The following is a 23,544-nucleotide window of genomic DNA, read 5'->3' as shown; positions in this document are numbered from 1 at the left end:
CGAAGCACTGCACCTGCGCGCCCGACGCTTCAACCGCCATCATGAAGAGGTTGGCAATGAGCATTGTCAGGGAAGGCCCGGCTGACTACGGCCTTCCTGCGCGCGCAGATCGTTGTGCAGGGTCGTCGCCGCAATCGCGGCGTGGCCCATGGCGACGCTGATCTGATCGAGAGCGTAGACGATGTCGCCCGCGGCATAGATGCCCTCGCGGCTCGTGCGCTGCTTCTGGTCGACCGCGATGCAGCAGCCGTCTCCCATCTCCAGCCCGAGCGCGTGCGCGAGGCCGTCGTTCGAGTCCGATCCCAGCGCGGGGTAGACGGTGTCGAAGCGGCGCTCGCCGCCACCTTCCAAAAGCGCGGTGACGCGGTCGTCGTCGAAGACAAGCCGCGCCAGCGGACGTGCCTCCATCGCGACGCCGGCCCGTTCGAGAAGCGAGCGGTCGCCGGCCGTGATCTCCATCGGGCCGGTCGGGAGAAGCGTGACGTCAGCGGAGTAGGTGCGTAGGAACAAGGCCTCCGCGACGCCGCGCGCGTCAGCGCCGATGACGCCGATCGCCTGGCTCGTTGCTTCGAAGCCGTCGCAGACCGGACAGTACCGGAGCTGGCCGCGATCGAGGGCCCGTCGGTGCGTGTCCGGATCGACGTCTGGCCGCCGGTTCACGGTTCCGGTCGCGAGGATGAGGGTGCGTGCCACCAGGGCGATGCCGTCTCCCCGCGCGAGAAAGCGGCCGGGATGCCCCTCGATCACGTCGATGCGGCCCCTCACGAACCGAGAGCCGTAGCGTCCGGCCTGCGCCGACATGCGCGCCAGGAGTTCTTCCCCGCCGATGCCGTCGGGAAAGCCGGCGTGATTGTGCGAGCGCGGGATCCATTTGGCCCGGCTGTTGCCGTCGTCGACGACCGCAACCGTCCGGTGGTAGCGGGCGAGATAGATCGCTGCCGTCAGCCCGGCAGGGCCACCGCCGATCACGAGCGTGTCTATCGGCCGCTCATCGCTGCCGCTCATTGCCATCGCCTCCTCATGGCTCCGGACGAGTGCCGCCCGCGGATTGCGTGAACCGGCCCAGGTTTCCCGGAGACGTTTTGGTTTGGGTCGGGCGGCCGAGGCTCGCACCTCGGCTGGAGCAAAGTAGCGCGTCTCAGCTTCGGCGGGACATAGCCCAATGCGCAGATCGAGCCCCTGTTTGCCGAACCCATCGAGGCCAGCAGCCCGGAGCGGGCTGCATCGGATAGCCCGACAGGTGCTACGGCCGATCTCTGCGGCAAACGCCGATCGCCTCTTCCGATGCGAGAGCTCCTCACACAAATCGTTCGAGGCAGGCCAGCTGCCGTTCCGCTCCCCGCGAGGACAAGTATCACTCCAGCGTCCCATGTCCCGTCCCTGGCGCGCTCACGGTGCGATGCTGCTTCAGGATCGCCGCGTGCTCCCACTCTGTTCGATCCTGGGGATGCGGAGATCACCTCCCGCGCTGCCCCATTCGTCGCCTCCTCCCCGGCGCGATCCTCCATCGCGCCGCCGGAAGCATGGTCGGTCAAAAGGGCGCGGGCATCATGGGAAACTCCGATGAAGAGACTTCGCATCGTGCGGGCCGGTCCCTGGACGCTCTCCCTGGCGGCCCTGGTCGCGTTTGGCCTCTACGGCAACGGCCTCTTCGAGCCGAAGCCACGGCGGATGGCGTCGACACCGGACCGAACCCAAATCGGAGGCCCTTTCCGTCTGACAAGCCACAAGGGCGAGGTGCTGACGGATGGTGACTTCGAAGGCAGGCCACTCGCGGTCTTCTTCGGCTTCACCCACTGCCCGGAGGTGTGCCCGACCGCCCTCTTGGAGATGACCGAGCTCTTGGCGGCGCTTGGCCCGGATGCGGACAAGGTCACTGCCTTGTTCGTCACGGTCGATCCCGAACGGGACACAAAGCAGATCCTCGCCGACTACCTCCGGGCCTTCGACCCGCGCATCGTCGGCCTCACCGGGACGATCGCGGAGGTCGAGGCGGCCGCGAGGGCCTACCACGCCTACTTCCGAAAAGTCCCGATCGAGGGCGGCGGTTACACGATGGACCACACGGCTACGACCTACCTGATGCGCCCTGGGGGCGGGATGGCGAACGCGCTCGACCCCCACGAACCGAGAGAAACCCGCCTGCTGAAGCTGAGGCGGCTGATCGCTCGCTGAGGCGGAGGGCCGATGCAGCGCCCTCCGACGCCACGTCCTTCGTCCAAGGCGGGGCGCTACCCGCACGGGGCGGCCGTCAACGGACGCTGACTGCCGGAAGTCAGCGGCGCGGACGGTCCGCCACGTCTCAGGCGCTCCGGATGGGTGCTAGGAGCCGAAGCGCGTTCATGGTGACGAGCACGGTGGCGCCGGTGTCGGCCAGGATCGCCGGCCACAGCCCCGTCGCGCCGATCACGGTCGTCACCAGGAATACCGCCTTCAACCCCAGCGCGACCGCGATGTTTTGACGGATGTTGCCCATGGTCCGCTTCGACAACGCGATCATGGTGGCCACATCCGTGACCCGACCGTGCAGCACCGCCGCGTCCGCGGTCTCAAGCGCCACGTCGGTGCCACCCCCCATCGCGATGCCGATGTCGGCCGCGGCGAGGGCCGGCGCGTCGTTGATGCCGTCCCCGACCTTGGCGACCTTCCGGCCGCCCGCCTGCAACTCGCGGACGATGCGTTGCTTGTCCTGCGGCAACAGCTCGGCCCGCACCGCGAGGCCCAGATCCCGCCCGATCGCCTCGGCGGTCAGCCGGTTGTCGCCGGTCAGCATCACCGGCTCCACGCCCGAGGCCCTGAGCGCCTCGATGCCGGCCCGTGCGTCGGCGCGCGGCTCGTCGCGCATCGCGACGAAGCCGGCGAGCGCGTCGCCGTCGAGCAGCACGGACACGGTCTTTCCCTCGCCGTTGAGCGCCGCGATGCGCGTTCGGTGCTCCTCGGGCACGGTGACGCGTTCCGCCGCCGCGGCCGGCGAGCCGAGGAACACCGCCTTGCCGCCGACCCGGCCGAGGATGCCCTTGCCGCCAAGGGCCGAAGCGTCGCTCACGGGGGGCACCGGCACGCCCGCGGCCTTGGCCCGCCCCAGGATGGCGAGCGCCAGCGGGTGGCTCGATCCGGTCTCCAGCGCCGCGGCGAGGGACAGCACCTGGTCCTCGGACCGCCCGATCGCCACGATGTCCGTCACCTTGGGCCTGCCCTCGGTCAGGGTGCCCGTCTTGTCGAAGGCCACGGCCTTGATGGCGCCGAGCCCCTCCAGCACCGTGCCGCCCTTCATCAGCAAGCCGCGCCGGGCGCCGGCCGAGAGGGCAGCGGCGATGGCCGCCGGCGTCGAGATGACCAGCGCGCAGGGGCAGCCGATCAGCAGGATCGCCAAGCCCTTGTAGATCCATTCGCCCCAGGCCCCGCCGAACACCAGCGGCGGCACGACCGCGACGAGCGCCGCGACCGCGACGACGGCGGGTGTGTAATAGGTGGAGAAGCGGTCGATGAAACGTTCGGTCGGAGCCTTGGCCTCCTGCGCTTCCTCCACCAGCTGCACGATCCGCGCGATGGTGTTGTCGGCCGCCGCCGCCGTCACGCGCACGCGCAGCACCCCATCCGCGTTGACGGTGCCGGCGAAGACGGCATCGCCCACCCCCTTGCGCTTGGGCGTGCTCTCGCCGGTGACCGGCGCCTCGTCGACGGCGCCGGTCCCCTCGGCCACCTCGCCGTCGGCGGCGATGCGGTCACCGGGCCGCACCAGGATGACCGAACCGACGGTCAGCTGCTCGGCGGGCACCTCGGTCGTGGTGCCGTCGCGCTCGACCAGGGCGGTCTTGGGAACCAGCGCCGCGAGGCCCTGGATCGAGGCCCTGGCCCGGCCGGCCGCCACGCCCTCCAGCAGCTCGCCGATCAGGAACAGGAACACCACCGCGGCGGCCTCCTCGGCGGCCCCGATGACGAGGGCGCCCGCGGCCGCAATCGTCATGAGGCTTTCGATGGTGAAGGGCGTGCCGAACCGAGCTGCGGCGAAGGCGCGCCGGGCGATGGGGACGAGCCCGACGAGGACGGCGGCGCCGTAAAACCAGGGCTCGTAGGCCGGGACGACCTTGGCGGCGAGCCAGGCCAGTGCAAAGGCGCAGCCGCTCGCGGCTGCCAAGCGGATCTTGGCACCCTGCCACCACGGTTCCGCCGCTGGCGTCCCATGGTCGTGGCTCTGGGCCTGCCCGTTCGCATTGTCGGGGCCATGGCTATGGGTGCCGGTGCCATCGACGTCGGCCTGAGTCGCCTGGGACAGGGGCGCGGCGCGATAACCGCCGAGGCCGTTGACCTGGCGGACCACGGCGACTCCGAGATGCGGGTCATCCTCATGCTCGACGGTCATCGTCCCGGCTGTGACCGACACCGACACGTCGGAGACGCCGGGCACGCGGCGCACGGCGTTCGTGATCTTGGCCGCACAGGCGGCGCAGTCCATGCCGGCGATGCGGTAGCGGGAGGTAGCCAGTGTGGGATTCATGGAACGTGGTCCTTGTCGCCTCGCCAGGGCGTGTACGACCTCTACCGACTAGAGGTTCAAGCCCCATGTTCGGGGCGAGGTCCACCGCGCTCCTGAGTGTCGCGCCGGGCTCAAGAAGCCGACGATCCGCCGGGGGTACCCCGCATCCGATCCTGGTCCGGCCGAAGGGTGAGTCTCCAGGTGTCGTTCGGCCGCCTGTCGGGCTGCCACCAAGGTAAATGCCGGGGGCTTCCGCCATCGAGCAATGCCGGAGATCGAGCGACGGCGGTGATTTGAAGGCGGCGTATCGGGGCGGGTGTCCTGGCCTGCCAGAACCTCTCGGCGAGAGCGATCCGGCATGGAGACACCGCCCAACGTCGTCCGGCTTCGTCAGCCCGAGGACGTCGACGATCGCCCGGTAGAGGTGCTGCGCACCGGCGACCGCCGCCCGCTCGCTCAAGCTTTCGAGATGGAAGCGGACGTCGTCCCGAGCGCGATGCAGGATCTGCGGCTGCCGGAAGGGCGCGTCCGGCTTGTGCGGTACGGCCACGGTCCCGAGCGAGCTCTCCAGACTGGCATCGGCCTGAAGCCTATAGCATGCGTTCGCGTCCAGAAACACGGCTGGAACGGGTTTCTGGACCGGGGCCGCTTCACTTCGACGCTCCCGCCGAAATAGGCGCGGCGCATCGCTTCCGCGGATTGGGAGATCCAGGCAGATGCGACGCCCATGGCCGATTCAGGGGCGCGAGTCGGCGCAGGCGAGGAACATCACGATGATCAGGATGGGGGCGACGTCGTGGAGGCCTGAGACCGCCGCCGCGCCGACCGCGCCCGTCGCCCACAAGCTCTCAGCCGTGGCCGTACCCGACGTACGCCGGGCGCGCTGGAGGACCGCGCCGCCGCCGATGAAGCCTACGCCGGTGGCCAAGCCTTCGATGATGCTGGCGGGATTGCCGGGGTCGATCCCGACGGCCCGAATGGCGACCCACACGAAGCCGCAGGCGGCGATGGAGCCAAGGGGGAAGGTCCGAATCCCTGCGGAGCGCGCATTCCGCTCGCGGTCTCATCCGATCGGGATCGCGGGCGCCAATGAAGGGCGGATGAGGTGGGAGGCCACCGACCGCGCGTTCGTTTGGAACGGCGTCATGGCCAGGACCGGCATGCGGCGTCGCGACGAGAAAGGGGCGTGGTCAAGATGGGCCGCCCCGGGGGGACCGGCGGGAGCGTCCTCGGACCTACTAGAACCGCGATGATAACGGCCTTCAGTGCGGACAGGCGGCCTTGACACGGTTTGACGCGAACGGGACAGGTCTCGGTCGGCCGGCTCGGGGGGCGACCGCGCCCCGCGGCAGGGCGCGACGATCCCGTCGAGGGCCGGGAAGCCTGCCCTTGCATGGGCCGTCCTCGGCCGACACGGTGGAGGGTTCATGACGAGGGCGCCACACGCGGACAAGGCCGAGGCTCGGGCCGTCGAGGCCGGCCGACCTTGCGGCTCCCCTGCCGCACCCCTTCGGACAGCCCCCTGGTGGCCGGCGGCCAAGAGGTTCCTTGCCGCGGCCCCGACGGGCAGTCCCTCGCCGGCCGGCGGGACAGGCGCCTGATGGAGCAGGGCGGTGAACGGGGCGGGGCTTCCCCGACGGAGCACATCCTCCTCGTCGAGGATGATGACGGCATGCGCGTGCTCGTCGCGCGCATCCTTCGGGAGAGCGGCTACCGCGTGACGGGCTGCCGGAGCGGCGCCGAGATGTGGACGCTCCTGCCCGAGGTGCCCGTCGACCTCGTCCTGCTCGACGTCATGCTGCCGGGCGCCTCCGGATTCGACCTGCTCAAGGCCCTCAGGGTGAAGGGCACCGTACCCGTCATCATGCTGAGCGCCCGCAACGAGGAGGCCGACCGGGTCCTTGGCTTGGAGCTCGGCGCCGACGATTACATCGCCAAGCCGTTCGGACGGCCGGAGCTGCTGGCCCGCATCCGCGCGGTGCTGCGCCGCGCGACCATCGCGCCGGCTCCCAACGCCGCGGCGCGGCCGGAGACGCTGTCCTTCGCCGGCTGGCGCCTCGACCTGCGCAGCCGGGCCCTGACCGATCCCGAGGGAGCCGCCGTGGACCTGTCGGGGGCGGAGCACGACCTGCTCCTGGTCTTCCTGGAGCATCCCGGGCGGGTGCTCGGCCGCGAGCAGATCCTTGAGATGGGCCGCGGGCGCCTCGCCGCGCCATCCGACCGCAGCGTCGACACCCTGGTCAGCCGCCTCCGGCGCAAGCTCGAACCGCCCGAGGGCGCGGCCCCGGTGATCAAGACGGTGCGCGGCTCCGGCTACATGCTGGCCGCGAAGGTCGGGCGCACTTGAGGGGGCTGGCCGGCCTCGCCCGCAGCCTGGAAGGGCGCACGGTCGCCGTCCTCCTGTTGGCGGTCCTGGCCGTGCACGGCGGCGCGCTCGCGCTCTACCGCCGGTCGGCGTCGGCCGCCGCCGATGACGCGTTCGCGACCGAGATCGCCCACCAACTCGTCTTGGCGCGCGAGGCGGTGCTGCGCCGGCCTCCGGAGGATCGCGGGACCGAGGCGCAGGCGCTCTCTTCGGCGCATTTCGAGATCGGCTGGGAACGTGGGCCGCCAGCCGGGGCCGTCGGGACCGACCCGGCGCTGCTGGACCTCCGAGACCGTGTCCTGGAGGTCGAGCCGGTGCTCGGCCCGAAGCTTGCGTTGACCCTGGCCGCGCCGGACGAGCCGCTGCGCCAGCGGGACCTGCGCGGCGCCTTCCCGCTGCCTGACGGCGGCTACCTGACCTTCCGCTCGGCCCACGCGCCGGGCCTCGCCCGCCTGGGGGCCTGGGCCTACCTGGCGACGGCGATGGCCATCCTGGTCGGTGTCGCCGCCGTGGTCGTGGTTCACCGCATCGCCGGCCCCCTGCGCGAGTTGACCCGCGCCACCGGGCGGATCGGCCGCGGGGCGGTCGTACCGGTGCCGGAGGTGGGGCCGGACGAGACGCGTGGGATCGGGCGCGCGCTGAACGCCATGCAGGACCGCATCCACGGTCTCGTCGCCGAGCGGACCCAGGCGCTGGCGGCGGTCTCGCACGACCTGCGCACGCCCATCGCCCGGCTCCGCCTGCGCCTCGACCGGGTCGAGGACGCCGACGAGCGTCGCGCGATGGCGGCGGACCTCGACGAGATGCAGGCCATGGTCGAGGCGACCCTGGCTTACGTGCGCGGCGGCGACGACCCGGAAGCGCGGCAGGCCGTCAACGTCGCGAGCCTCCTGATGGGGGTGGCGGACGCCTCGGCGGACGCCGGCCGGGATGTCGCGTATGCCGGCCCCGGACGGGCGCTGGCGGAAGTGAGGCCGGTCGCGCTTCGGCGGGCACTGGAAAACCTCGTCGACAACGGCGTCCGCTACGGCGACCGGGTGCGCATCGCCCTGGGCTTCGAAGACGGTGACCTCGTGGTGCACGTCGACGACGACGGGCCCGGTATCCCGTCGGAGGACGTGGCCCGGGCCTTCGAGCCGTTCGTGCGTTTGGAGGCGTCGCGAAACCGGAACACGGGCGGGACCGGCCTGGGACTGACCATCGCGCGACGGGCGGTCGAGGCCGAGGGTGGCAGCCTCCGCCTGGCGAACCGGCCCGGGGGAGGCCTACGGGCCGAGATCCGCCTGCCTCGGCCGGGCGGGCGCGGTCAGGGCGGCGTCCCCCCGGCCGGCCCTCAGCGCGCGGTCGCCGGCGCGTCGGGGTGCGCGTCCGGCTGCGCCGACCGCGCGTTGGACACGTAGGCGCTGCCCGGCAGCGCCAGCGTCAGTAGCAGCGTGGCTGCCGCCAGCGCCGCTGAGAGCGCGGCGGGCACGAGGAAGGCGTCGGGCCCGAGCAGCCTCTGCAGGAAGCCGCCCGCGACCGCCCCCGCGGTCAGGCCCCCCCAGAGCGGGGCCTGGAGCCAGAAGGAGGGCGCGGGTTCGTGCAGGACCATGTTCGCGAGCCCGGTCCCGAAGCGCACGACCGTTCCCGTGACGTAGGTCAGCGCAAGGCTTCGGCCGCCCTCGTCCTGCAGCGTCGCGTTGAGGATCCCCAACGCCAGCACGACCGGGTACGCGTGAAGCGGGAACGCCTCCGGTCCCTCCGGCAGGAGGTTGCCGATGGACAGCAGCACGGCCTGGACGCCGAGCAGGACCGAGAGGCGCCACCGGCCGGCCCAAGCCGCCAGAAGCGTCCCGACGAAGGCGCCGAAGCAGAACAGAGAGATGGTGCTGCCGAAGCGCATGGCTCCCGGCCAGTCGAAACCGCTGGCCGCGACCCCGAAGCGGGTCGTGTTCCCGCTCATGAACGACATGAACAGCTGCGAGTGTTCGAGGAATCCGATCGAGTCCGCGGAGCCCGCCAGCGCGGCCAGCGCGATGGCGAGCGGCACGCGCGTCGCTGGGCTCGACGGGAAGGATTTGTCCATTCGTCACCTATGATCTTCGGGTGGGTGTTCCGGCCTCGCTCGGTCGCGCCGGGCTGCCGCCAGGGTTAAGGCCGCCCCGTGGTCGCGGCTTTTCCGGACGGTGACGAAGTGTGTCGACGCGATCGTCCGGGCTGCGACAGGCCCGGATGCCCGTGTGCGGAGCGGACACACTTCGTCACCGACGCGGCGACCGGCAGACATACGGGTCGTCTATCTCGGGTCCCGAAGCGGTCGGCCCGACCGCAGACCGGACAGGAGATGGACCCATGAAGAGGACGCTCACCGCCGCCCTCGCCGTCGCGACGCTCGCCGCGGCCGCGCTGCCCGCGCTCGCGATCGACGGGCACGGAAACGCGGCGAACCCCGAGCGCGCGGTCCCGAACACCGGCGGCGTCTCCGGCGGACCCGCCCACCGCGACGATCCGCGGGTCCGTGAGTCGCAGGAGCGGCGGTCCGACGGCACGCCGGCGCACGGCGCCAACGACGGCCACGCCCACGGGCACAGCCAGGACGCCAGCGGCAAGAGGTGACAGCCGCGCGGGCGGTGGAGGCGAAGGGTGGAGATGCCGTCATGCGACTGCTGCCCCTCCTCGTCGTCTTCGCGGTTCTCGCCGCGAGCATCGGCTACGCGCTCGCTTGAGCCGGCCCGCGCGACAAAGGGTTCACGGTGCGTCGTCTGCCCCTCAAGCGTGCCGTGGAACGCCCGCCCCGACGCCAGTCGGGGCGGGTACGTGGGGGCGCCCGGACAACCTTCGCTCCGGCCGGCGACCTGGATGGCGATGGCTTGCGGTCGAATCCTCTAATCGGTCATAAGGGCGGTGATGCCAGCGGCGCGGAGCCATAGGTCCTTCGGGGCGGTCATGGGGTGGTGGTCGACCGCCGCGCGCGCGCTCGCCCTGGTCCTGGCGCTCGCCATGGCGGCGCCGAGCGCCGGAATGGCCTCTGACCTAGCGTACCACCAGGGGCATCACGGGCACGGCCGCACGGAACTCGCCGTCGCGTCCGACGAGGGGGCGGCTGCGGATAGGGCCGCCGACCCGGGTGTGCACAGCCATCTCCATTGCGGCTGTCACCTCGCCGTCAGTCCGCATGGCACGACTGCGGCCACGCCTGTCATGGCCTCGCGCCTGAGTTACGCGCGGGTCGCCGCGTCCGTCCGCTCGGTCTTCCCGGACCGCCTGCCGAGGCCCCCGCGCGCCTGAGGCGACGCTGCCACGGGCGCGTCCGCGCGGAGCTGATCGCTTCCGGGGCGTCGCCGCACGTCACCCAGCATCAACGACGGCGCCGTCCCTGACGGCGCACGGTCTCGGCCGAGCGAACATCATGCGCATCTTTCTGACCGCGGTCCTCGTGGCCGCCGGCGTCTTTGCGGGCGCCACCCTTCCCGCCGTCTCCGGCTTCGTCCGCGGCCTCCTGACCGCGGTCGGCGTGCCGCCGTCGATGGTCACGTACGCCGCAGGGCCGGCTACAAGTGCCCCCGCCAAGGAGCCAGCCAAGGGACCCGCCGAGACCGCGGACGACGGCCACGACCACGGCAAGCCCTCGGCCGGGAAGGCCGACGGCCAGGCGCGCGGCGAGCACGAGCACTCCGAGTCGGAGGGCGAGGAAGGCCACATCAAGATGAGCGCCGAGCAGGTGGAGAACCAGGACATCAAGGTCGCCAAGGCGGAGGGCGGGACGATCTCCCGGCACATCCTCGCGCCGGGCACCATCACGCCGGACACCGACCGGATCGCCCGGGTCCCGGTCCGGGTCGTCGGCACGGTGTCCGAGATGCGCAAACGCCTGGGTGACGACGTGAGGAAGGGCGACGTCGTCGCCGTGCTCGACAGCCGCGAGGTCGCCGACGCCAAGAGCGAGTACCTCACCGCCATGGTGCAGTCGGACCTGCAGAAGATCAACTTCGAGCGCCAGCAGAAGCTGCTGGCGTCCGCGGCGGCGTCTCAGGCCGCGTACGACAACGCCAAGGCCGTGTTCCAGGAGAACCAATTGCGCGTCGACCTCGCCCGGCAGAAGCTCTCTGCGCTCGGCCTGAACGCCGCGGAGGTCGCCGCCGCCCAGAAGCGCGACGAGGCGACGCCCAACGCCTCGACGCTGCGCCAGTACGAGCTGCGTTCGCCGCTCGCGGGCCGGATCGTCGAACGCAAGGTCGACGTCGGCACCGCGGTGGGCAAGGAGGGCGACCCCGCCGACGTGTACACCGTCGCCGACCTCTCGACGGTCTGGATCGAGCTCTCCGTGCCGACCTCGGAACTCGCCAAGGTGAAGGAGGGCGCGGAGGTCACGGTCACCCCGGACCAGGGGGACGGCGAGCGGAAGGCCCGGGGCAAGGTCATCTTCGTCAGCCCGCTGCTCAACGCCGACACCCGCGCCGCGCGGGTCGTCGTCGCCCTGCCGAACAAGGACATGTCCTGGCGCCCGGGGACCTACGTCACCGCCGAGGTGGACGTCTCGCGCGACGACGTCGCCGTCCGCGTGCCCAAGGCGGCGGTCCAGACGGTCGAGGGCAAGAGCGTCGTCTTCGTGCGGACGCCGGAGGGGTTCGAGAAGCGCGAGGTCGAACTCGGCCGGTCCGACGACGACGCCGTCGAGGTCGCCTCGGGCCTGAAGGCCGGCGACGAACTCGCGGTCGGCAACACCTTCCTGCTGAAAGCCGAGCTCGGCAAGTCCGAAGCCGACCACGACCATTGAGGGGACGGACCATGATCGCCCGCATCCTCGACTTCTCCGTCCACCAGCGCTGGCTGATCCTCCTGCTGTCCCTGCTCGCCGCCGGCTTCGGCGGCTACGCGGTGACCAAGCTGCCGATCGACGCGGTGCCCGACATCACCAACAACCAGGTGCAGATCAACACGACGGCGCCGTCGCTGTCGCCGGTCGACATCGAGAAGCAGGTCACCTACCCGGTCGAGACGGCGCTCGCCGGCATCAAGGGCCTCGAATACACCCGCTCGCTCTCGCGCAACGGCTTCTCGCAGGTCACCGCGGTCTTCGCCGAGACCCTCGACATCTACTTCGCCCGCCAGCAGGTCGCCGAGCGCCTTGCCCAGGTCAAGAAAGACCTGCCGCCGGGCGCCGAGCCCGCGATGGGCCCGATCTCGACGGGCCTCGGCGAGATCTACATGTGGTCGATCCACTACGCGAAACCGGGCGACCGCAAGGTCTCGCAGGGCGGGAAGCCCGGCTGGCAGCCGGACGGCAGCTACCTGACCCCCGAGGGCCAGCGCCTCAGGACCCCGCTGGAGCAGACCGCCTTCCTGCGCACGGTCCAGGACTGGATCATCCGGCCGCTGATCAAGACCGTGCCCGGCGTTGCCGGGGTCGACGGGATCGGCGGCTTCGAGAAGCAGTACCACGTCCAGCCCAATCCCACGAAGCTCGCGTCCCTGGACCTGTCCTTCGCGGACGTCGGGCGCGCCCTCGACACCAACAACGCCAACCAGGGCGCCCGCTACCTGGAGGACAACGGCGAGGGCTACGTCGTCCGCGCCGCCGGCCGCCTGGAGAACATGGACGACATCGGCAACGTCGTGGTCGCGACCCGCGGCGGCATCCCGGTGCGGATCAAGGACATCGCCGAGGTCCGCATCGGCCGCGACCTGCGCACCGGCTCGGGCAGCGAGGACGGGCGGGAGGTCGTGGTCGGCACCGCGCTGATGCTGATCGGCGAGAACAGCCGCACGGTCGCGGCCGCCGTCGACGCCAAGATGGACCAGATCCGCAAGAGCCTGCCGCCCGGCGTCGAGGTCCAGACCGTCCTCGACCGGACCCGCCTGGTGGAGGCGACCGTGAAGACGGTGGCCAAGAACCTGTCCGAGGGCGCGACCCTCGTCATCGTCATCCTGTTCCTGCTGCTCGGCAACATCCGGGCGGCGATCATCACGGCGCTGGTGATCCCGGTCGCCATGCTGATGACCATGACCGGCATGGTCGAGGCGAAGATCTCGGCCAACCTGATGAGCCTCGGCGCCCTCGACTTCGGGCTGATCGTCGACGGGGCGGTGATCATCACCGAGAACGCCCTGCGCCACCTCGCCGAGAAACAGCATGCGCTGGGCCGGACCCTCGACACCGAGGAACGGTTGCAGACGGTGCGGGCCTCGGCCGAGGAGATGATCAAGCCGTCCCTCTACGGGCAGGCGATCATCATCCTGGTCTACGTGCCCCTGCTGACCTTCACCGGCGTCGAGGGGAAGATGTTCCAGCCGATGGCGCTGACCGTGATCATCGCGCTGGTCGCCGCCTTTGTGCTCTCGCTGACCTTCGTGCCGGCGCTGATCGCCATCGTCATCACGGGCAAGGTCACCGAGAAGGACAACCTGATCATCCGGGCGCTCAAGGGAGCCTACCGGCCTGTGCTCGGCGCCGCGGTCAGGGCGCCCTTCGCGTTCGTCGGCGGGGCCCTGCTGTTGCTCGTCGTCGCGGGAGCCTTGTTCACCCGGCTCGGCACCGAGTTCATCCCGACGCTGGACGAGAAGAGCATCGCGCTCAACGCGACCCGCATCCCCTCGACCTCGCTGAGCCAGTCGCAGGCTATGCAGCTCAAGGTCGAGCAGGTGGTCTCGAAGTTCCCGCAGGTCGCCTACGTCTTCTCGAAGACCGGCACCGCCGAGGTCGCCTCGGACCCGATGCCGCCGAACTCGTCCGACACCTTCGTGATCCTCAAACCGCAGGAGGAGTGGCCGGATCCGGAGCTGCCCAAGGCGGAGCTGCAGGAGCAGATCGAGAAGGCGGTCGGGCAACTCGCCGGCAACGTCTACGAGTTCTCCCAGCCGATCCAGCTGCGGTTCAACGAGCTGCTCGCCGGCAGCCGCGGCGACCTCGCCGTGAAGGTGTTCGGCGAGGAGTTCGAGCCGATGCTCAAGGTCGCCAACCAGGTCGCGGCCATCCTCAGGGGCATCGAGGGCGCCGAGGACGTTAAGGTCGAGCAGACGGCGGGCCTGCCGTTCCTGGAGATCAAGATCAACAAGGCCGAGGCGGCCCGCTACGGCCTCAGTACCGGGGCGATCCAGGACGTCATCGGCGCGGCGATCGGCGGCCGGGACGCCGGGGTCGTGTTCGAGGGCGACCGGCGCTTCCCCATCGTGGTGCGCCTCACCGACACGGTGCGCGAGGACCGGGAAGCCCTGGAGAACATCCCGGTGCCGCTGCCGCCCGGCCTGAACGGCCGGGCGACCTCGGTCCTGCTCAAGCAGGTCGCCAGCTTCTCCGTCGCGGAGGGGCCGAACCAGATCTCGCGCGAGAACGGCAAGCGCCGGGTCGTCGTCACCGCCAACGTCCGCGGGCGCGACATCGGCTCGCTCGTGGCGGAGGCCCAGGTGAAGGTCGGGAGCCAGGTGCAGCTGCCGCCCGGCTACTACGTGACCTGGGGCGGGCAGTTCGAGAACCTCGCCTCGGCCAAGAAGCGGCTCGCCGTCGTGGTGCCGGTGTGCTTCTTCCTGATCTTCCTGCTGCTCTACTCGGCGCTGGGCAGCCCGCGCGACGCGCTCCTCGTGTTCAGCGCCGTGCCGCTGGCGCTGACCGGTGGCATCGTGGCCCTGTGGCTGCGCGGGATGCCCGTCTCGGTGCCGGCGGCGGTCGGGTTCATCGCGCTCTCGGGCGTGGCGGTGCTGAACGGCCTCGTGATGCTGACCTTCATCAAGCAGCTCGTAGCCGAGGGCCGGCCGAAGCGGGAGGCGATCCTGGAGGGCGCCATGACCCGGCTGCGGCCGGTGGCGATGACCGCCCTCGTCGCGTCGCTCGGCTTCGTGCCCATGGCCATCGCCACCGAGACCGGCGCCGAGATCCAGCGGCCGCTCGCCACCGTGGTCATCGGCGGCCTGATCAGCGCCACCCTACTGACCCTGGTGGTGCTGCCGGCCCTCTATGCGCGCTTCGGCAAGGTCGAGCCCGCGAAGGCGGCCCAGCGGCCGGGCGAGGCGGCCCCCCGGCACCTCAAGGCGGCGGAGTAGGCGCGATGCGGGAAATCGCCGGACTCGCGACGGCCACCGCGCTGTGCGTCCTGAACCTGTCGCACGCGGCGCGGGCGGAGGAGGCCCCCGGCCGCGAGGCCCCGTTCGGTCTCGCCTGGGGCCCGGTCGCCACCGTGCCGCGGCCGCTCAAGGTCGACCGCGAGGCGAACCTGACCGGCCTTTACTATCCCAGCGGGTGGGGGCCGGCCACCGGATCGGAGACCGCGGAGGTGGTCCTGGTGGTCTGCCGGGACGAGGGACTCCAGGAGATGGTCTGGGTCGGCGTGCCCCTGTCCGGGGAGGCGCTGGAGCGTTCGCGCAGGACCATCCACGACGAGGGCGTGCGCCGCTACGGCGAGCCCGGGCCCGGCCCGTCGGCAGGTTCCGAGGTCTGGCCCGGCGGCCGTGCGCTCCTTGCCAGCCGCGGGACCGCCGACGGGCGGCGCCAGCTCGTGATGGCCGCCTTCGGCCCGGGCTACGCGGCCTGCTCGCAGGCCCATCGCGCCGCGACCGGGCATCCGGCCGGCGCGCACGTCGCCGACCTCATCGGGACGGACGGTCCGTGAGGCCGCCCCCCTCGCAACGCAGCACATCCGGAAGGTAGGCATGGGACACGGACACGCGCACGGCGGCGGCCATGGGCACTCGCACGGCGGTGGCATCCCCTCCGGCTCGGCGGCCGCCCGGAACAAGGGGCGCCTCGCCTGGGCATTGGCGCTGACCCTCACGTACATGTTCGCCGAGGTGGTGGGCGGCCTGCTCACCGGCAGCCTGGCGTTGCTCGCGGACGCCGCGCACATGGTCACCGACGCGGGCGGTCTCGCCCTGTCGCTGCTCGCCATCCACTACGCGGGCAAGGCCCCGACGCCGGGCAAGAGCTTCGGCTACATGCGCTTCGAGATCCTGGCGGCGCTCGCGAACGCCGTCGTGCTGCTCGGGGTGACCGTCTACATCCTCTTCGAGGCCTACCGCCGCTTCGTCGAGCCGACCGAGATCCTCGGCTGGCCGATGATGCTGGTGGCGCTCGTCGGCCTCGGCGTCAACCTCGCCAGCATGCGACTTCTGTCGGGCGGATCGTCCGAGAGCCTCAACGTCAAGGGTGCCTACTTCGAGGTCTTCTCCGACATGCTGGGCTCGCTCGGCGTCATCGTCGCGGCGCTCGTGGTGATGTGGACCGGCGTTCGCTGGGTGGACCCGCTGGTCGGGGCCGGCATCGGGCTGTTCATCGTCCCGCGGACGTGGCGCCTGCTGAGCGAGGCCCTGCACATCCTGCTGGAGGGGACGCCCCCGGGCGTCGACCTCGCGGCCCTGAAGGCCGAGATCGAGGCGATGCCGGGCGTCCGGCGCGCCTACGACCTGCACGCGTGGACGCTCACCTCCGGGTTCGACGCGATGAGCGGCCACGTGGTGGTCGACGACCCCGCCGGCGGTCCCGCCGTCATCCGGGCCGTCCGCGGGCTGATGAAGGAGCGGCACGGCATCGAGCACGTCACGGTCCAGGTCGAGGACGAGGCGCTCGCGGCCGAGGGCGCGCACCTGCCGGTGTGACCGGGGGCGTCGGACATGAGCAAGAAATCGGAGCGGCTCCAACCCGACTGGACGTCGAGGCCACGCGGCAGGCGACGCGTCAGGCCCTACGTCCGCAAGGCCGCCAACCGGGCGATGGTGGTCTACTCGATGGGGATCGCTGTCGCGCTGCTTCTGATCATGGCCATGAAGGGCAGGTTTCATTGAGGTGCCCGTCGTGGATCGGGATGTGCTCCGGCGAGGCCGGCCTTTGTCAATCGCGCGCGGGCGCACGGGAGGTTTCGGGGGCGATGCGAGGCGATAGATCATGAACAGCGAGCAGACGCATCACTTCGCGGTGACCACCACGGCGATGATCGCGGTATTGCGGACATCCACGATAGCGATGATGCATCTCGTCATGCAAAAATTGCCGCCTCACGAGCGGGAAGTGGTCTTCCGCGAGATCGCCAGCACGATCGGCGACCTGCCCCCCGACTACACCCAGGAGAGCCCGGTCGGGACGAGGTTCTACGAGGAGGTGGTGGCCGAGGCGCCGGAGCTCGCGAAGGCGTTCGCGCGGGACCTGCGCCGGACCTTCGACCGAAAGGATCCCTGACGCCGGGGGCCCGGTGCGGCCGGCCCGCGGCTCCCGGAACGGCGAAGATCGCCGCGCGACCGCCTTCCCGCCCCGCCGGGCGGACCTCGGTCCGATCGGGGGATGTCTCGGGGGGACGGCCCTCGGAAGTGCCATGAGGATATCGATGGGTTCGAGGGACCGACGTTCTCGGCGGCGCCGTTCCGGCAGCCGCGTCGATGGTGGGCCCGGGGAGCCCGCGCGGCCGGCCCGGCCCGCCACGGCCGTGCTCCTGGCGGGCGTGGCCGCAGCGCTCGGCGTCCCCGAGGCGGCCTTCCGCGATGGCTCGGCGGCGCTGGCAGAGCACGCCGAGACGGCCGCGATGTTGCAGGCGTGGCAGGGCCTGCGCCACCGGGCGGACCGCCAGGAGGTCCTGGCCCTCGCGCGCGCCCTGGCGTTGGCGCCCCCTGGCGGGCCGGGCCAATGACGACTCCTGTTCGGGGCCGCGGCGGACCGGCATCGCGGGCGACAGCTCGCACCAGCCCCGGCCGGCCGGCTTCGGAACGACATCCCAGAACCGAGCGGCGACGTTGAAGACGTTGCGCCCGCTCGCCGCCTCGCCGCCTCGCCGCGGACCGTGACCGCCGGACGCTCGCCGACCAGGGGCATGCCGCCTGCGCGCACCGCGGGGCCGACACGGACCTTCGACAGGTCGACGACCGAGTAGAGTTCGATCTCCAGGTTGTCCCGCCCGACCGCGGCCCCAGGGTCGACGCGGCGCTCGACGATCTTGCCCGCGATGTGTGAGCGGATCTCCTGACGCTCGCACTGTGCCTCCGGCTGGTTCGACAGGCGTCGATCTCGGCCGTGCCCGGGCCCGGGAAGATGAGCTTGCGCCGGGCGGCGTCCTCCCTGACCTTGAGGTCGGGTAGCTCGCCTGCGAGCGCAGGTACTGCCGCTCGGACATGATGCGCTTGGCACAGAGGACCTTGTCGCGCTCGAACACCGGCCTCCGGGGGGCGGCGGACACCCTGGCGACGGGGTGCTCGCCCTTCGATTCGGTGATCTCGCGGCCGTCGAGCGGGGTGACGACCTCGCCCTTCGCCATCCGGTCGCCGCGGCCCATGCGCAGCCTGGCGACCTCGCCGGTCGTCTTCGCCGTGATGGGCGCGGCCGGCATCCTGCGCCCCGAGCCGCCACGTCGCGATCAGGAAGCCGTCGGCGATGGTCAGCGGCGCGGGGAGGGGACGCCTGAACATGTCGATGCCATGGGCGGTCGGCCGCAGGCGTGGGCGCGCGGTGCCGCCGTTCGAGTGCAGGTACCGGACAGGCTTCCTCACGCCCTCAGTGGCTCGAACGGCTCCCGGACCCTGCCAGCGGCATGCACGGGCCGGTCGCCGACCGGGAACGTCGTGGCCGTCCAGGCGGCGCCCCCGGCGGCCGGAGCGAGAACGGGCATCGCGTCCTGCGCGCGGGATTGGGCGTGGTCGGCCAAGTCGTCCTCGGCATGCCGGCCCGCGCCATGGTCGTGGTCGGCGAACGCGTGCACGACAGGCGTCGTAGCCCCACGACGACCATCGACCATCGTCGGCATGACCAGGACGGCCATCGGCGCGAATGCGAGGGCCGCCGCCATGAGACGCCGCCACGAGGACACCCGACCCCCCTCTCTCGGAGCGAGCCAGCCGACGCCGGAACGTCGATTTCCCTTCTCATATCCTATCCGGGGGGATAGCACGTCGACATGGAACGTGCGCACGCCTCCCACCCGGACATCGTCAAGCGCCTGAGGCGCGCCAACGGCCACCTCGCCGGCGTCATCGCCATGATCGAGGAGGGCCGCGCCTGCGTGGACCTCGCGCAGCAGCTCCACGCGGTCGAAAGCGCCATCGCCAGCGCCAAGCGCGTCCTCATCGAGGACCACATGGAACACTGCATCGGCGACGGGGTCGGGGACGGCGGCACGACAGCCAAGGCCGCGCTCGCCGAGTTCAAGGCGCTGGCGAAGTACCTGTGAGGCTCGCCCGATGCTGAGCGTCCTCGCCGACCGTACCTACCGGCACCTCTACGCCGCGCAGGTCATCGCCCTGATCGGCACCGGCCTGCTGACGGTCGCACTCGGGCTGCTGGCCTATCGCCTCGCAGGCCCGGAGGCCGGCGCGGTGCTCGGCATGGCGCTCGCCATCAAGATGGTCGCCTACGTGCTGGTGGCGCCCGTGGCGAACGCATTCACCGGGCGGTTGCCGCGTCGCGCCTTCCTGGTTTCGACCGACCTCGTCCGCGCCGCCGTCGCCCTGATCCTGCCGTTCGTCGGCCAGGTCTGGCAGGTCTACGTCCTCGTCTTCGTGCTTCAGTCCTGCTCGGCCGCCTTCACCCCGACCTTCCAGGCGACCATCCCGGACATCCTTCCGGAAGAGCGCGACTACACCCGGGCGCTCTCCCTCTCACGGCTGGCCTACGACCTGGAGAACCTGCTCAGCCCGGCGCTCGCTGCGGTCCTGCTGACCGTCATCGACTTCCACTGGCTGTTCGAAGGGACCGTGGTGGGCTTCCTGTGCTCGGCGGCGCTCGTCGTCTCAGTCAGCCTGCCGAGCCCGAAGTCGACCGAGCGCCGCGGGATCTATGACCGGACCACGAGGGGTCTGCGCATCTACCTCGCCACGCCCCGCCTGCGCGGGTTGCTGGCCCTGAACCTCGCGGTGTCGGCGGCCGGCTCGATGGTCATCGTCAACACAGTCGTGATCGCGCAAGCCATCCTGCACCGGCCCCAGAACGACGTCGCCGTGGCGCTCGGGTTGTTCGGCGGTGGCTCGATGGTTGCGGCCCTGCTCCTGCCGCGGGCGCTCGACCGGCTGCCGGACCGGACCGTGATGCTGCTTGCGGCGGGTCTCCTCGGCGTCGGGCTGCTCGCCTTCGCCGCGACGACCTGGGGAGGCGTGATCGGCTGGCCGATGCTCCTCACGACCTGGCTCGTGCTCGGGGCTGGCTACTCCGCCGCCCAGACCCCGACCGGGCGGCTGCTCCGGCGCTCGGCCACGCCCGAGGATCGGCCCGCGGTGTTCGCGGCGCAGTTCGCCCTGTCTCACGTCGCTTGGCTCATCACCTATCCGCTCGCGGGGTGGCTCGGCGCAGAGGCCGGCCTGCCGGTCACGCTCGCGGTCCTGGCTGCGCTCACCCTGGCGGCCGTCGCGGCGGCGGCCGTGCTGTGGCCCGCCTCGGATCCGGACGTCGTCGAGCACGCGCATCCCGACCTCTCGCCCGACCACCCCCACCTTGCGGGCGCCGGCCGGGGCCGGCACGTCCACGCCTTCGTCATCGACGACCTGCATCCCCGGTGGCCGACGGCTAGGCCGGGCTGAGGCCGGCACGCACCGGGCGCTGCCGGCGGAACGCCAGGGCGCCGGTCCCAAGCCGTGCGCCCCATGCCGTCCACCGGGCGGGCCGCCGGCTGCGGGGAGGCTTGCTCGTCCCCGACATCTGCGTCTGACCGCGGTCTGCCGCAACGGCTGCGCATCCCGGTGGCCAGGCCGGCAGCCGCCCTGCGCGGGCCGGGCGGTGCTGCGCGGGACCGATGGGCGGGCGGCCAACTGTTCCGTCCTCGCATCCCGAAGCGCGCCGGAAGCGCGCCGCCGTTGCGGCCTGGCGGCGTCGTGGCGTCCGGGACCGTCGTTCGGTCAAGCCACCGAGCCACACTCCGACTCGGCCATCGGGTGCCGCCCGGCCTTGGCCGGGTGCGCGGTGGCCCGGGCCACGGCCCCGGGTGTCGGGCGCTTCGCCGCTCCCCACGAGATGCTGAAGGTCCGGCGTGGATCGGCTCGGACCGCATTCCCCTCGGTCGCCTGACGAGCCGAGCCGCGCGTGGCGTCCCAGGAAAGGGGCGGCACGTCCCCCGAGTGGCCATCCAACCCCATGACGCGCATCGAAGTCTCGCCCGCGAAGGACTTGAGCGTCCACGACCAGCGGGGGGACGACGATGCGTCCGTCCACGGGATCCCGCCCCGGGGCCGCGACGACGGGACGTTTCAGATGCCGTGTTTCCGCGCGCCGGGAATGGGCCGCGCCGCAGCGGCGGCGATCCGTTGCCTTGTGCCAAGAAACCGCGCGCGGCATCCTCAACACGGCTCATCGGTGGCCTCAGATCATGCGGCGGACGCGCGCGATCCCGGTCCCAGACGAGCATGACCGGAGCGGCTTCGGCGACATCACGCCGGTCCCGCCGCCGCCCGAACCTCGTGCGGCCCTCGCCGCCGAGGTCGCCGCGGCGCCGGTGTCGCTGCGGCAGCGCGCTTTCACGGACACGGCGACCGCCGCCGAAGGCAGGGCCGGACTTCAAGGGACCCCGGTTCCTGGCCGGAAAGGGAACGTTCCGCGTATGCCCGATCTGGGAGGATGGGTGAGCCGCCAGATCAGAATTGCTCGGAAGCGATCGCACGCCAGAAGCCTCAGGTGAGGGGTTCCAGCTGTCGCCGGATCTGCAGCTCACGCCGGGCCTACTCTCGAACGTCGTTTCGTGTGGCGGGATTTGCGATCTTGCGGTTCAGGCTATCGGTCGTATGGCCTTCGAAGGGTCGTTCCGACGTCCAACGTCGGCGGATCAACCCGATCATCGACTGCTTGGTCATTCTCGCCTTCGCGCCGGCTGGCGCTTCCCCATCCACTCGCAGGCAGCGCAATGATCGTAGCCGAGGCCGGTGTGATCACCCCCGGATTCCGGTCGGCGTCCACGACACGGGAAAGGCGGCCTGCCCGCTTCCGACCCAACCGAGCCGCCGAGAGCGCTGGCAGCTCCCCTCATAAGCGGCTGTCCTTCTCGGCGTGGGGGCCGGGTGGAAACGGGTTTCGGTGTGTCGGTGCGAAGTTGTGACAGCGCGCGCGGTGCCGCGTGCGCTCACACGCGGAGGGCGGCGTGGACGGGGACCGGTGCCAAGGACCGCCATCACCCGCTCCGGACCGTAGGCCAGGACCAGGAAGCCCATCTCGGTCGCCTCGTTTCTCAACCGGCGCATCCGGAAGTGCATCGCCCCCATCCAACCTCAGGGAGTCCCGAACCGCGATCGCGAGGCCAAGGTTACCGGTGCCTCCCCTGGCGGCGATGGCCCTGCCCGACTGCGCGGTCCCGATGTAGGATCGGTAGGTTTCACCGTTCGGCCGCCTTCCCGGTCCGCGACCTCGCGGTGGGCGTCGAGGGCGACCGCGCGGCCCGCGTCGGTCCGCAGTCCGTGCCACAGCCGCAGCATTCGTCAGGACCGACCGCTCGTGGCGTCGCCCTGGGGTCGAGAACCGCTCGCGTCCGTTCATCGCGCGCGGGGAGCACGGCCGGACCATGCGACGATGATCTTCGTGACCGACGCTCGCGGGCGATGCGTCTACGCCTGCCCTGAGTGGGAGGCACTCACCGGCCAGCCAAGCACGGAGGCCCTCGATCGGGGGTGGGTCCTACGCGTTCACCCGGACGACCGCGGCACCGCCACCGGCATTCTCGATGAGGCCCTCGCGAGCGGGGCGGAGTTCAGCATCCGGTATCGCCTGCTCAAGCCCGACGATACCCCGCGCTGGGTTGGGGCGGGTGGCGTGCCCTCGTTCGGCATCGAGAACGGCGCGTTCATCGGCTATCTCGGCTCGATCACCGAACTGGCCGGGGGGGCCACCGATACGATCGCGGCCTATGGCAACGTCGGTCGGTTCGTGCCGCCCCCACCCCACCCGGCGACCATGCCGATCGACACCCTCGACCTTATCGCCGATCACTTGATCATCACCCATTCGCTGATCGAGGAGGACGACGGGGCGAAGGCAGCGCTGCCGGGCGCGCGGATCGCCCTACTTGAAGTTGGCCTTGCCCTTGCCGCCCGGATGCGGATGCAAGGCCGGTCGCTGAACTGACCGACCAGGACAGAACCCGCGTCGCGGCGGACTGGATGCGGTCACCGGACACGAAGACCCACCGCTACCCCTGGCCCTCCTGCGAACCGTCGCATGCGGCCTCGGTCGCCGGCCCGGACGGCGGCTCATCCGGCGCCTCGGCGCCCGCCGCAGCGGCCTCGACGGCGGACAGCACGCGATGGCGCGTCACCGGGTCGGAGATCGCCGCGAACGCCCTGACGAGCCTTGCCGTCTCCGGATGGCGCAGCAGGTCGAGGACCGGCGATACGCCCTCGATCGAGCCGACCGTTCCGACGAAGAAGGTCGCGACCGGGACGCGCAGCCGATCCGCGATGGCTTGCAGGCGATCGGCGCCGGTCCTGTAGCCCACCGCCCCGTCCGCTGGTCGGCGCCGAACGGAGGCATGGGACGCGGGGCCGAGAGCTGTTCGGTCCGCTCCATGAGCGGTCGGCGTTTCGGCGACGCCAGTGCTGGTCGCGCATCCACCGGTCGGGCGTTTAGTGGTGGGGCGCCACCTCGACTTCGGCTCGGTCGTCATGTGCGGTGGGGACCTACGGGCGATGGCCGAAGCCTGCCGCCCCGACAAGGTTCTCAAACCGCACCACGCCGGATGGAGTTTCGTGCAGCGCAACAATCCCAGCGTGCGTCTGTGGCATGGCCCGGTCGTTCGGCTTGGCGGCACGTCCACATCCTGCGTCGCGTCGATGGGTGGGGAGTGCC

General features: G+C 71.3%; 20 protein-coding genes and 1 pseudogene. 15 read left to right on the top strand and 6 right to left on the bottom strand.

Annotation, left to right across the window (positions count from 1 at the left end; all coding sequences use genetic code 11):
• Positions 1-66: 66 nt before the first annotated feature.
• Positions 67-1,005 carry an NAD(P)/FAD-dependent oxidoreductase gene (locus A3862_RS06885; RefSeq protein ID WP_043075186.1) on the bottom strand — a complete coding sequence of 313 codons (939 nt, stop codon included), beginning with the start codon at positions 1,003-1,005 and terminating at the stop codon, positions 67-69.
• Positions 1,006-1,563: 558 nt separating this feature from the next.
• Here A3862_RS06885 and A3862_RS06880 point away from each other — a divergent pair.
• Entirely contained in the window at positions 1,564-2,175 is a 612-nt protein-coding gene (locus A3862_RS06880) for an SCO family protein (RefSeq protein WP_024828449.1), read from the top strand.
• A gap of 127 nt (positions 2,176-2,302) precedes the next feature.
• Here the strand turns inward: A3862_RS06880 and A3862_RS06875 are convergent, their stop codons facing one another.
• Entirely contained in the window at positions 2,303-4,498 is a 2,196-nt protein-coding gene (locus A3862_RS06875; protein ID WP_071000281.1) for a heavy metal translocating P-type ATPase, read from the bottom strand.
• Positions 4,499-4,835: 337 nt separating this feature from the next.
• On the opposite strand from A3862_RS06875, the pseudogene A3862_RS06870 reads away from it, so the two are divergent.
• A pseudogene (locus A3862_RS06870) lies at positions 4,836-5,150 on the top strand (IS256 family transposase); the annotation flags it as partial.
• 63 nt (positions 5,151-5,213) lie between these two features.
• On the opposite strand, the gene A3862_RS06865 reads toward A3862_RS06870, so the two are convergent.
• Positions 5,214-5,486, bottom strand: coding sequence for an MgtC/SapB family protein (locus A3862_RS06865; protein WP_236962061.1), 273 nt, complete (start codon positions 5,484-5,486; stop codon positions 5,214-5,216).
• A gap of 591 nt (positions 5,487-6,077) precedes the next feature.
• On the opposite strand from A3862_RS06865, the gene A3862_RS06860 reads away from it, so the two are divergent.
• Both A3862_RS06860 and A3862_RS06855 read left to right on the top strand, forming a co-directional pair.
• Positions 6,078-6,824, top strand: a complete 747-nt coding sequence (locus A3862_RS06860; protein ID WP_024828438.1) for a response regulator transcription factor — start codon at positions 6,078-6,080, stop codon at positions 6,822-6,824.
• A complete protein-coding gene (locus tag A3862_RS06855; protein WP_083374422.1) occupies positions 6,821-8,242 on the top strand; it encodes an ATP-binding protein in 1,422 nt (473 codons plus the stop codon). Before A3862_RS06860 ends, A3862_RS06855 begins: the two co-directional genes overlap by 4 nt.
• On the opposite strand, the gene A3862_RS06850 is transcribed toward A3862_RS06855, so the two are convergent.
• A complete protein-coding gene (locus A3862_RS06850) occupies positions 8,176-8,907 on the bottom strand; it encodes a YoaK family protein (protein WP_043075184.1) in 732 nt (243 codons plus the stop codon). The genes A3862_RS06855 and A3862_RS06850 overlap by 67 nt on opposite strands.
• Before the next feature lie 266 nt (positions 8,908-9,173).
• On the opposite strand from A3862_RS06850, the gene A3862_RS06845 reads away from it, so the two are divergent.
• From A3862_RS06845 to A3862_RS06810, 8 genes are all read left to right on the top strand, one after another.
• Positions 9,174-9,437, top strand: coding sequence for a hypothetical protein (locus A3862_RS06845; RefSeq protein WP_024828435.1), 264 nt, complete (start codon positions 9,174-9,176; stop codon positions 9,435-9,437).
• Between the two features lie 793 nt (positions 9,438-10,230).
• Positions 10,231-11,598, top strand: coding sequence for an efflux RND transporter periplasmic adaptor subunit (locus A3862_RS06835; protein WP_071000282.1), 1,368 nt, complete (start codon positions 10,231-10,233; stop codon positions 11,596-11,598).
• Between the two features lie 11 nt (positions 11,599-11,609).
• Positions 11,610-14,858, top strand: a complete 3,249-nt coding sequence (locus A3862_RS06830; protein WP_043075181.1) for an efflux RND transporter permease subunit — start codon at positions 11,610-11,612, stop codon at positions 14,856-14,858.
• A 5-nt stretch (positions 14,859-14,863) separates the two neighbouring features.
• Positions 14,864-15,424: a threonyl-trna synthetase gene (locus A3862_RS06825; protein ID WP_089231486.1), complete on the top strand. Its 561-nt coding sequence runs from the start codon at positions 14,864-14,866 to the stop codon at positions 15,422-15,424.
• 40 nt (positions 15,425-15,464) lie between these two features.
• Positions 15,465-16,406 (top strand): cation diffusion facilitator family transporter, encoded by a 942-nt coding sequence (locus A3862_RS06820; RefSeq protein WP_043075180.1) that lies wholly within the window; start codon positions 15,465-15,467, stop codon positions 16,404-16,406.
• A 15-nt stretch (positions 16,407-16,421) separates the two neighbouring features.
• Positions 16,422-16,592, top strand: a complete 171-nt coding sequence (locus A3862_RS31425) for a hypothetical protein (RefSeq protein ID WP_159392781.1) — start codon at positions 16,422-16,424, stop codon at positions 16,590-16,592.
• A gap of 100 nt (positions 16,593-16,692) precedes the next feature.
• Complete coding sequence (locus A3862_RS06815; protein WP_024828429.1) at positions 16,693-16,983, top strand: hypothetical protein; 291 nt, start codon at positions 16,693-16,695, stop codon at positions 16,981-16,983.
• Between the two features lie 259 nt (positions 16,984-17,242).
• Positions 17,243-17,428 carry a hypothetical protein gene (locus A3862_RS06810; protein WP_160532428.1) on the top strand — a complete coding sequence of 62 codons (186 nt, stop codon included), beginning with the start codon at positions 17,243-17,245 and terminating at the stop codon, positions 17,426-17,428.
• 849 nt (positions 17,429-18,277) lie between these two features.
• Here the strand turns inward: A3862_RS06810 and A3862_RS06805 are convergent.
• On the bottom strand, positions 18,278-18,577 hold the full coding sequence (locus A3862_RS06805; RefSeq protein ID WP_071000283.1) for a hypothetical protein: 300 nt from the start codon (positions 18,575-18,577) through the stop codon (positions 18,278-18,280).
• A gap of 108 nt (positions 18,578-18,685) precedes the next feature.
• Between A3862_RS06805 and A3862_RS06800 the strand changes: the two genes are divergently transcribed.
• From A3862_RS06800 to A3862_RS06785, 3 genes are all read left to right on the top strand, one after another.
• Positions 18,686-18,958, top strand: coding sequence for a metal-sensing transcriptional repressor (locus A3862_RS06800; RefSeq protein ID WP_024828426.1), 273 nt, complete (start codon positions 18,686-18,688; stop codon positions 18,956-18,958).
• 10 nt (positions 18,959-18,968) lie between these two features.
• Positions 18,969-20,300, top strand: a complete 1,332-nt coding sequence (locus A3862_RS06795) for an MFS transporter (RefSeq protein ID WP_071000284.1) — start codon at positions 18,969-18,971, stop codon at positions 20,298-20,300.
• 1,972 nt (positions 20,301-22,272) lie between these two features.
• Entirely contained in the window at positions 22,273-22,824 is a 552-nt protein-coding gene (locus tag A3862_RS06785; RefSeq protein ID WP_043075177.1) for a PAS domain-containing protein, read from the top strand.
• A gap of 64 nt (positions 22,825-22,888) precedes the next feature.
• On the opposite strand, the gene A3862_RS06780 is transcribed toward A3862_RS06785, so the two are convergent.
• Positions 22,889-23,194 carry a hypothetical protein gene (locus A3862_RS06780; protein ID WP_024828423.1) on the bottom strand — a complete coding sequence of 102 codons (306 nt, stop codon included), beginning with the start codon at positions 23,192-23,194 and terminating at the stop codon, positions 22,889-22,891.
• Positions 23,195-23,544 lie beyond the last annotated feature (350 nt).

This window comes from Methylobacterium sp. XJLW (assembly GCF_003254375.1).
GTDB classification, from domain to species: Bacteria; Pseudomonadota; Alphaproteobacteria; order Rhizobiales; family Beijerinckiaceae; genus Methylobacterium; species Methylobacterium fujisawaense.
Note: the sequence above shows the minus strand (reverse complement) of the source record. Positions and strands in the feature narration are given on the sequence as shown.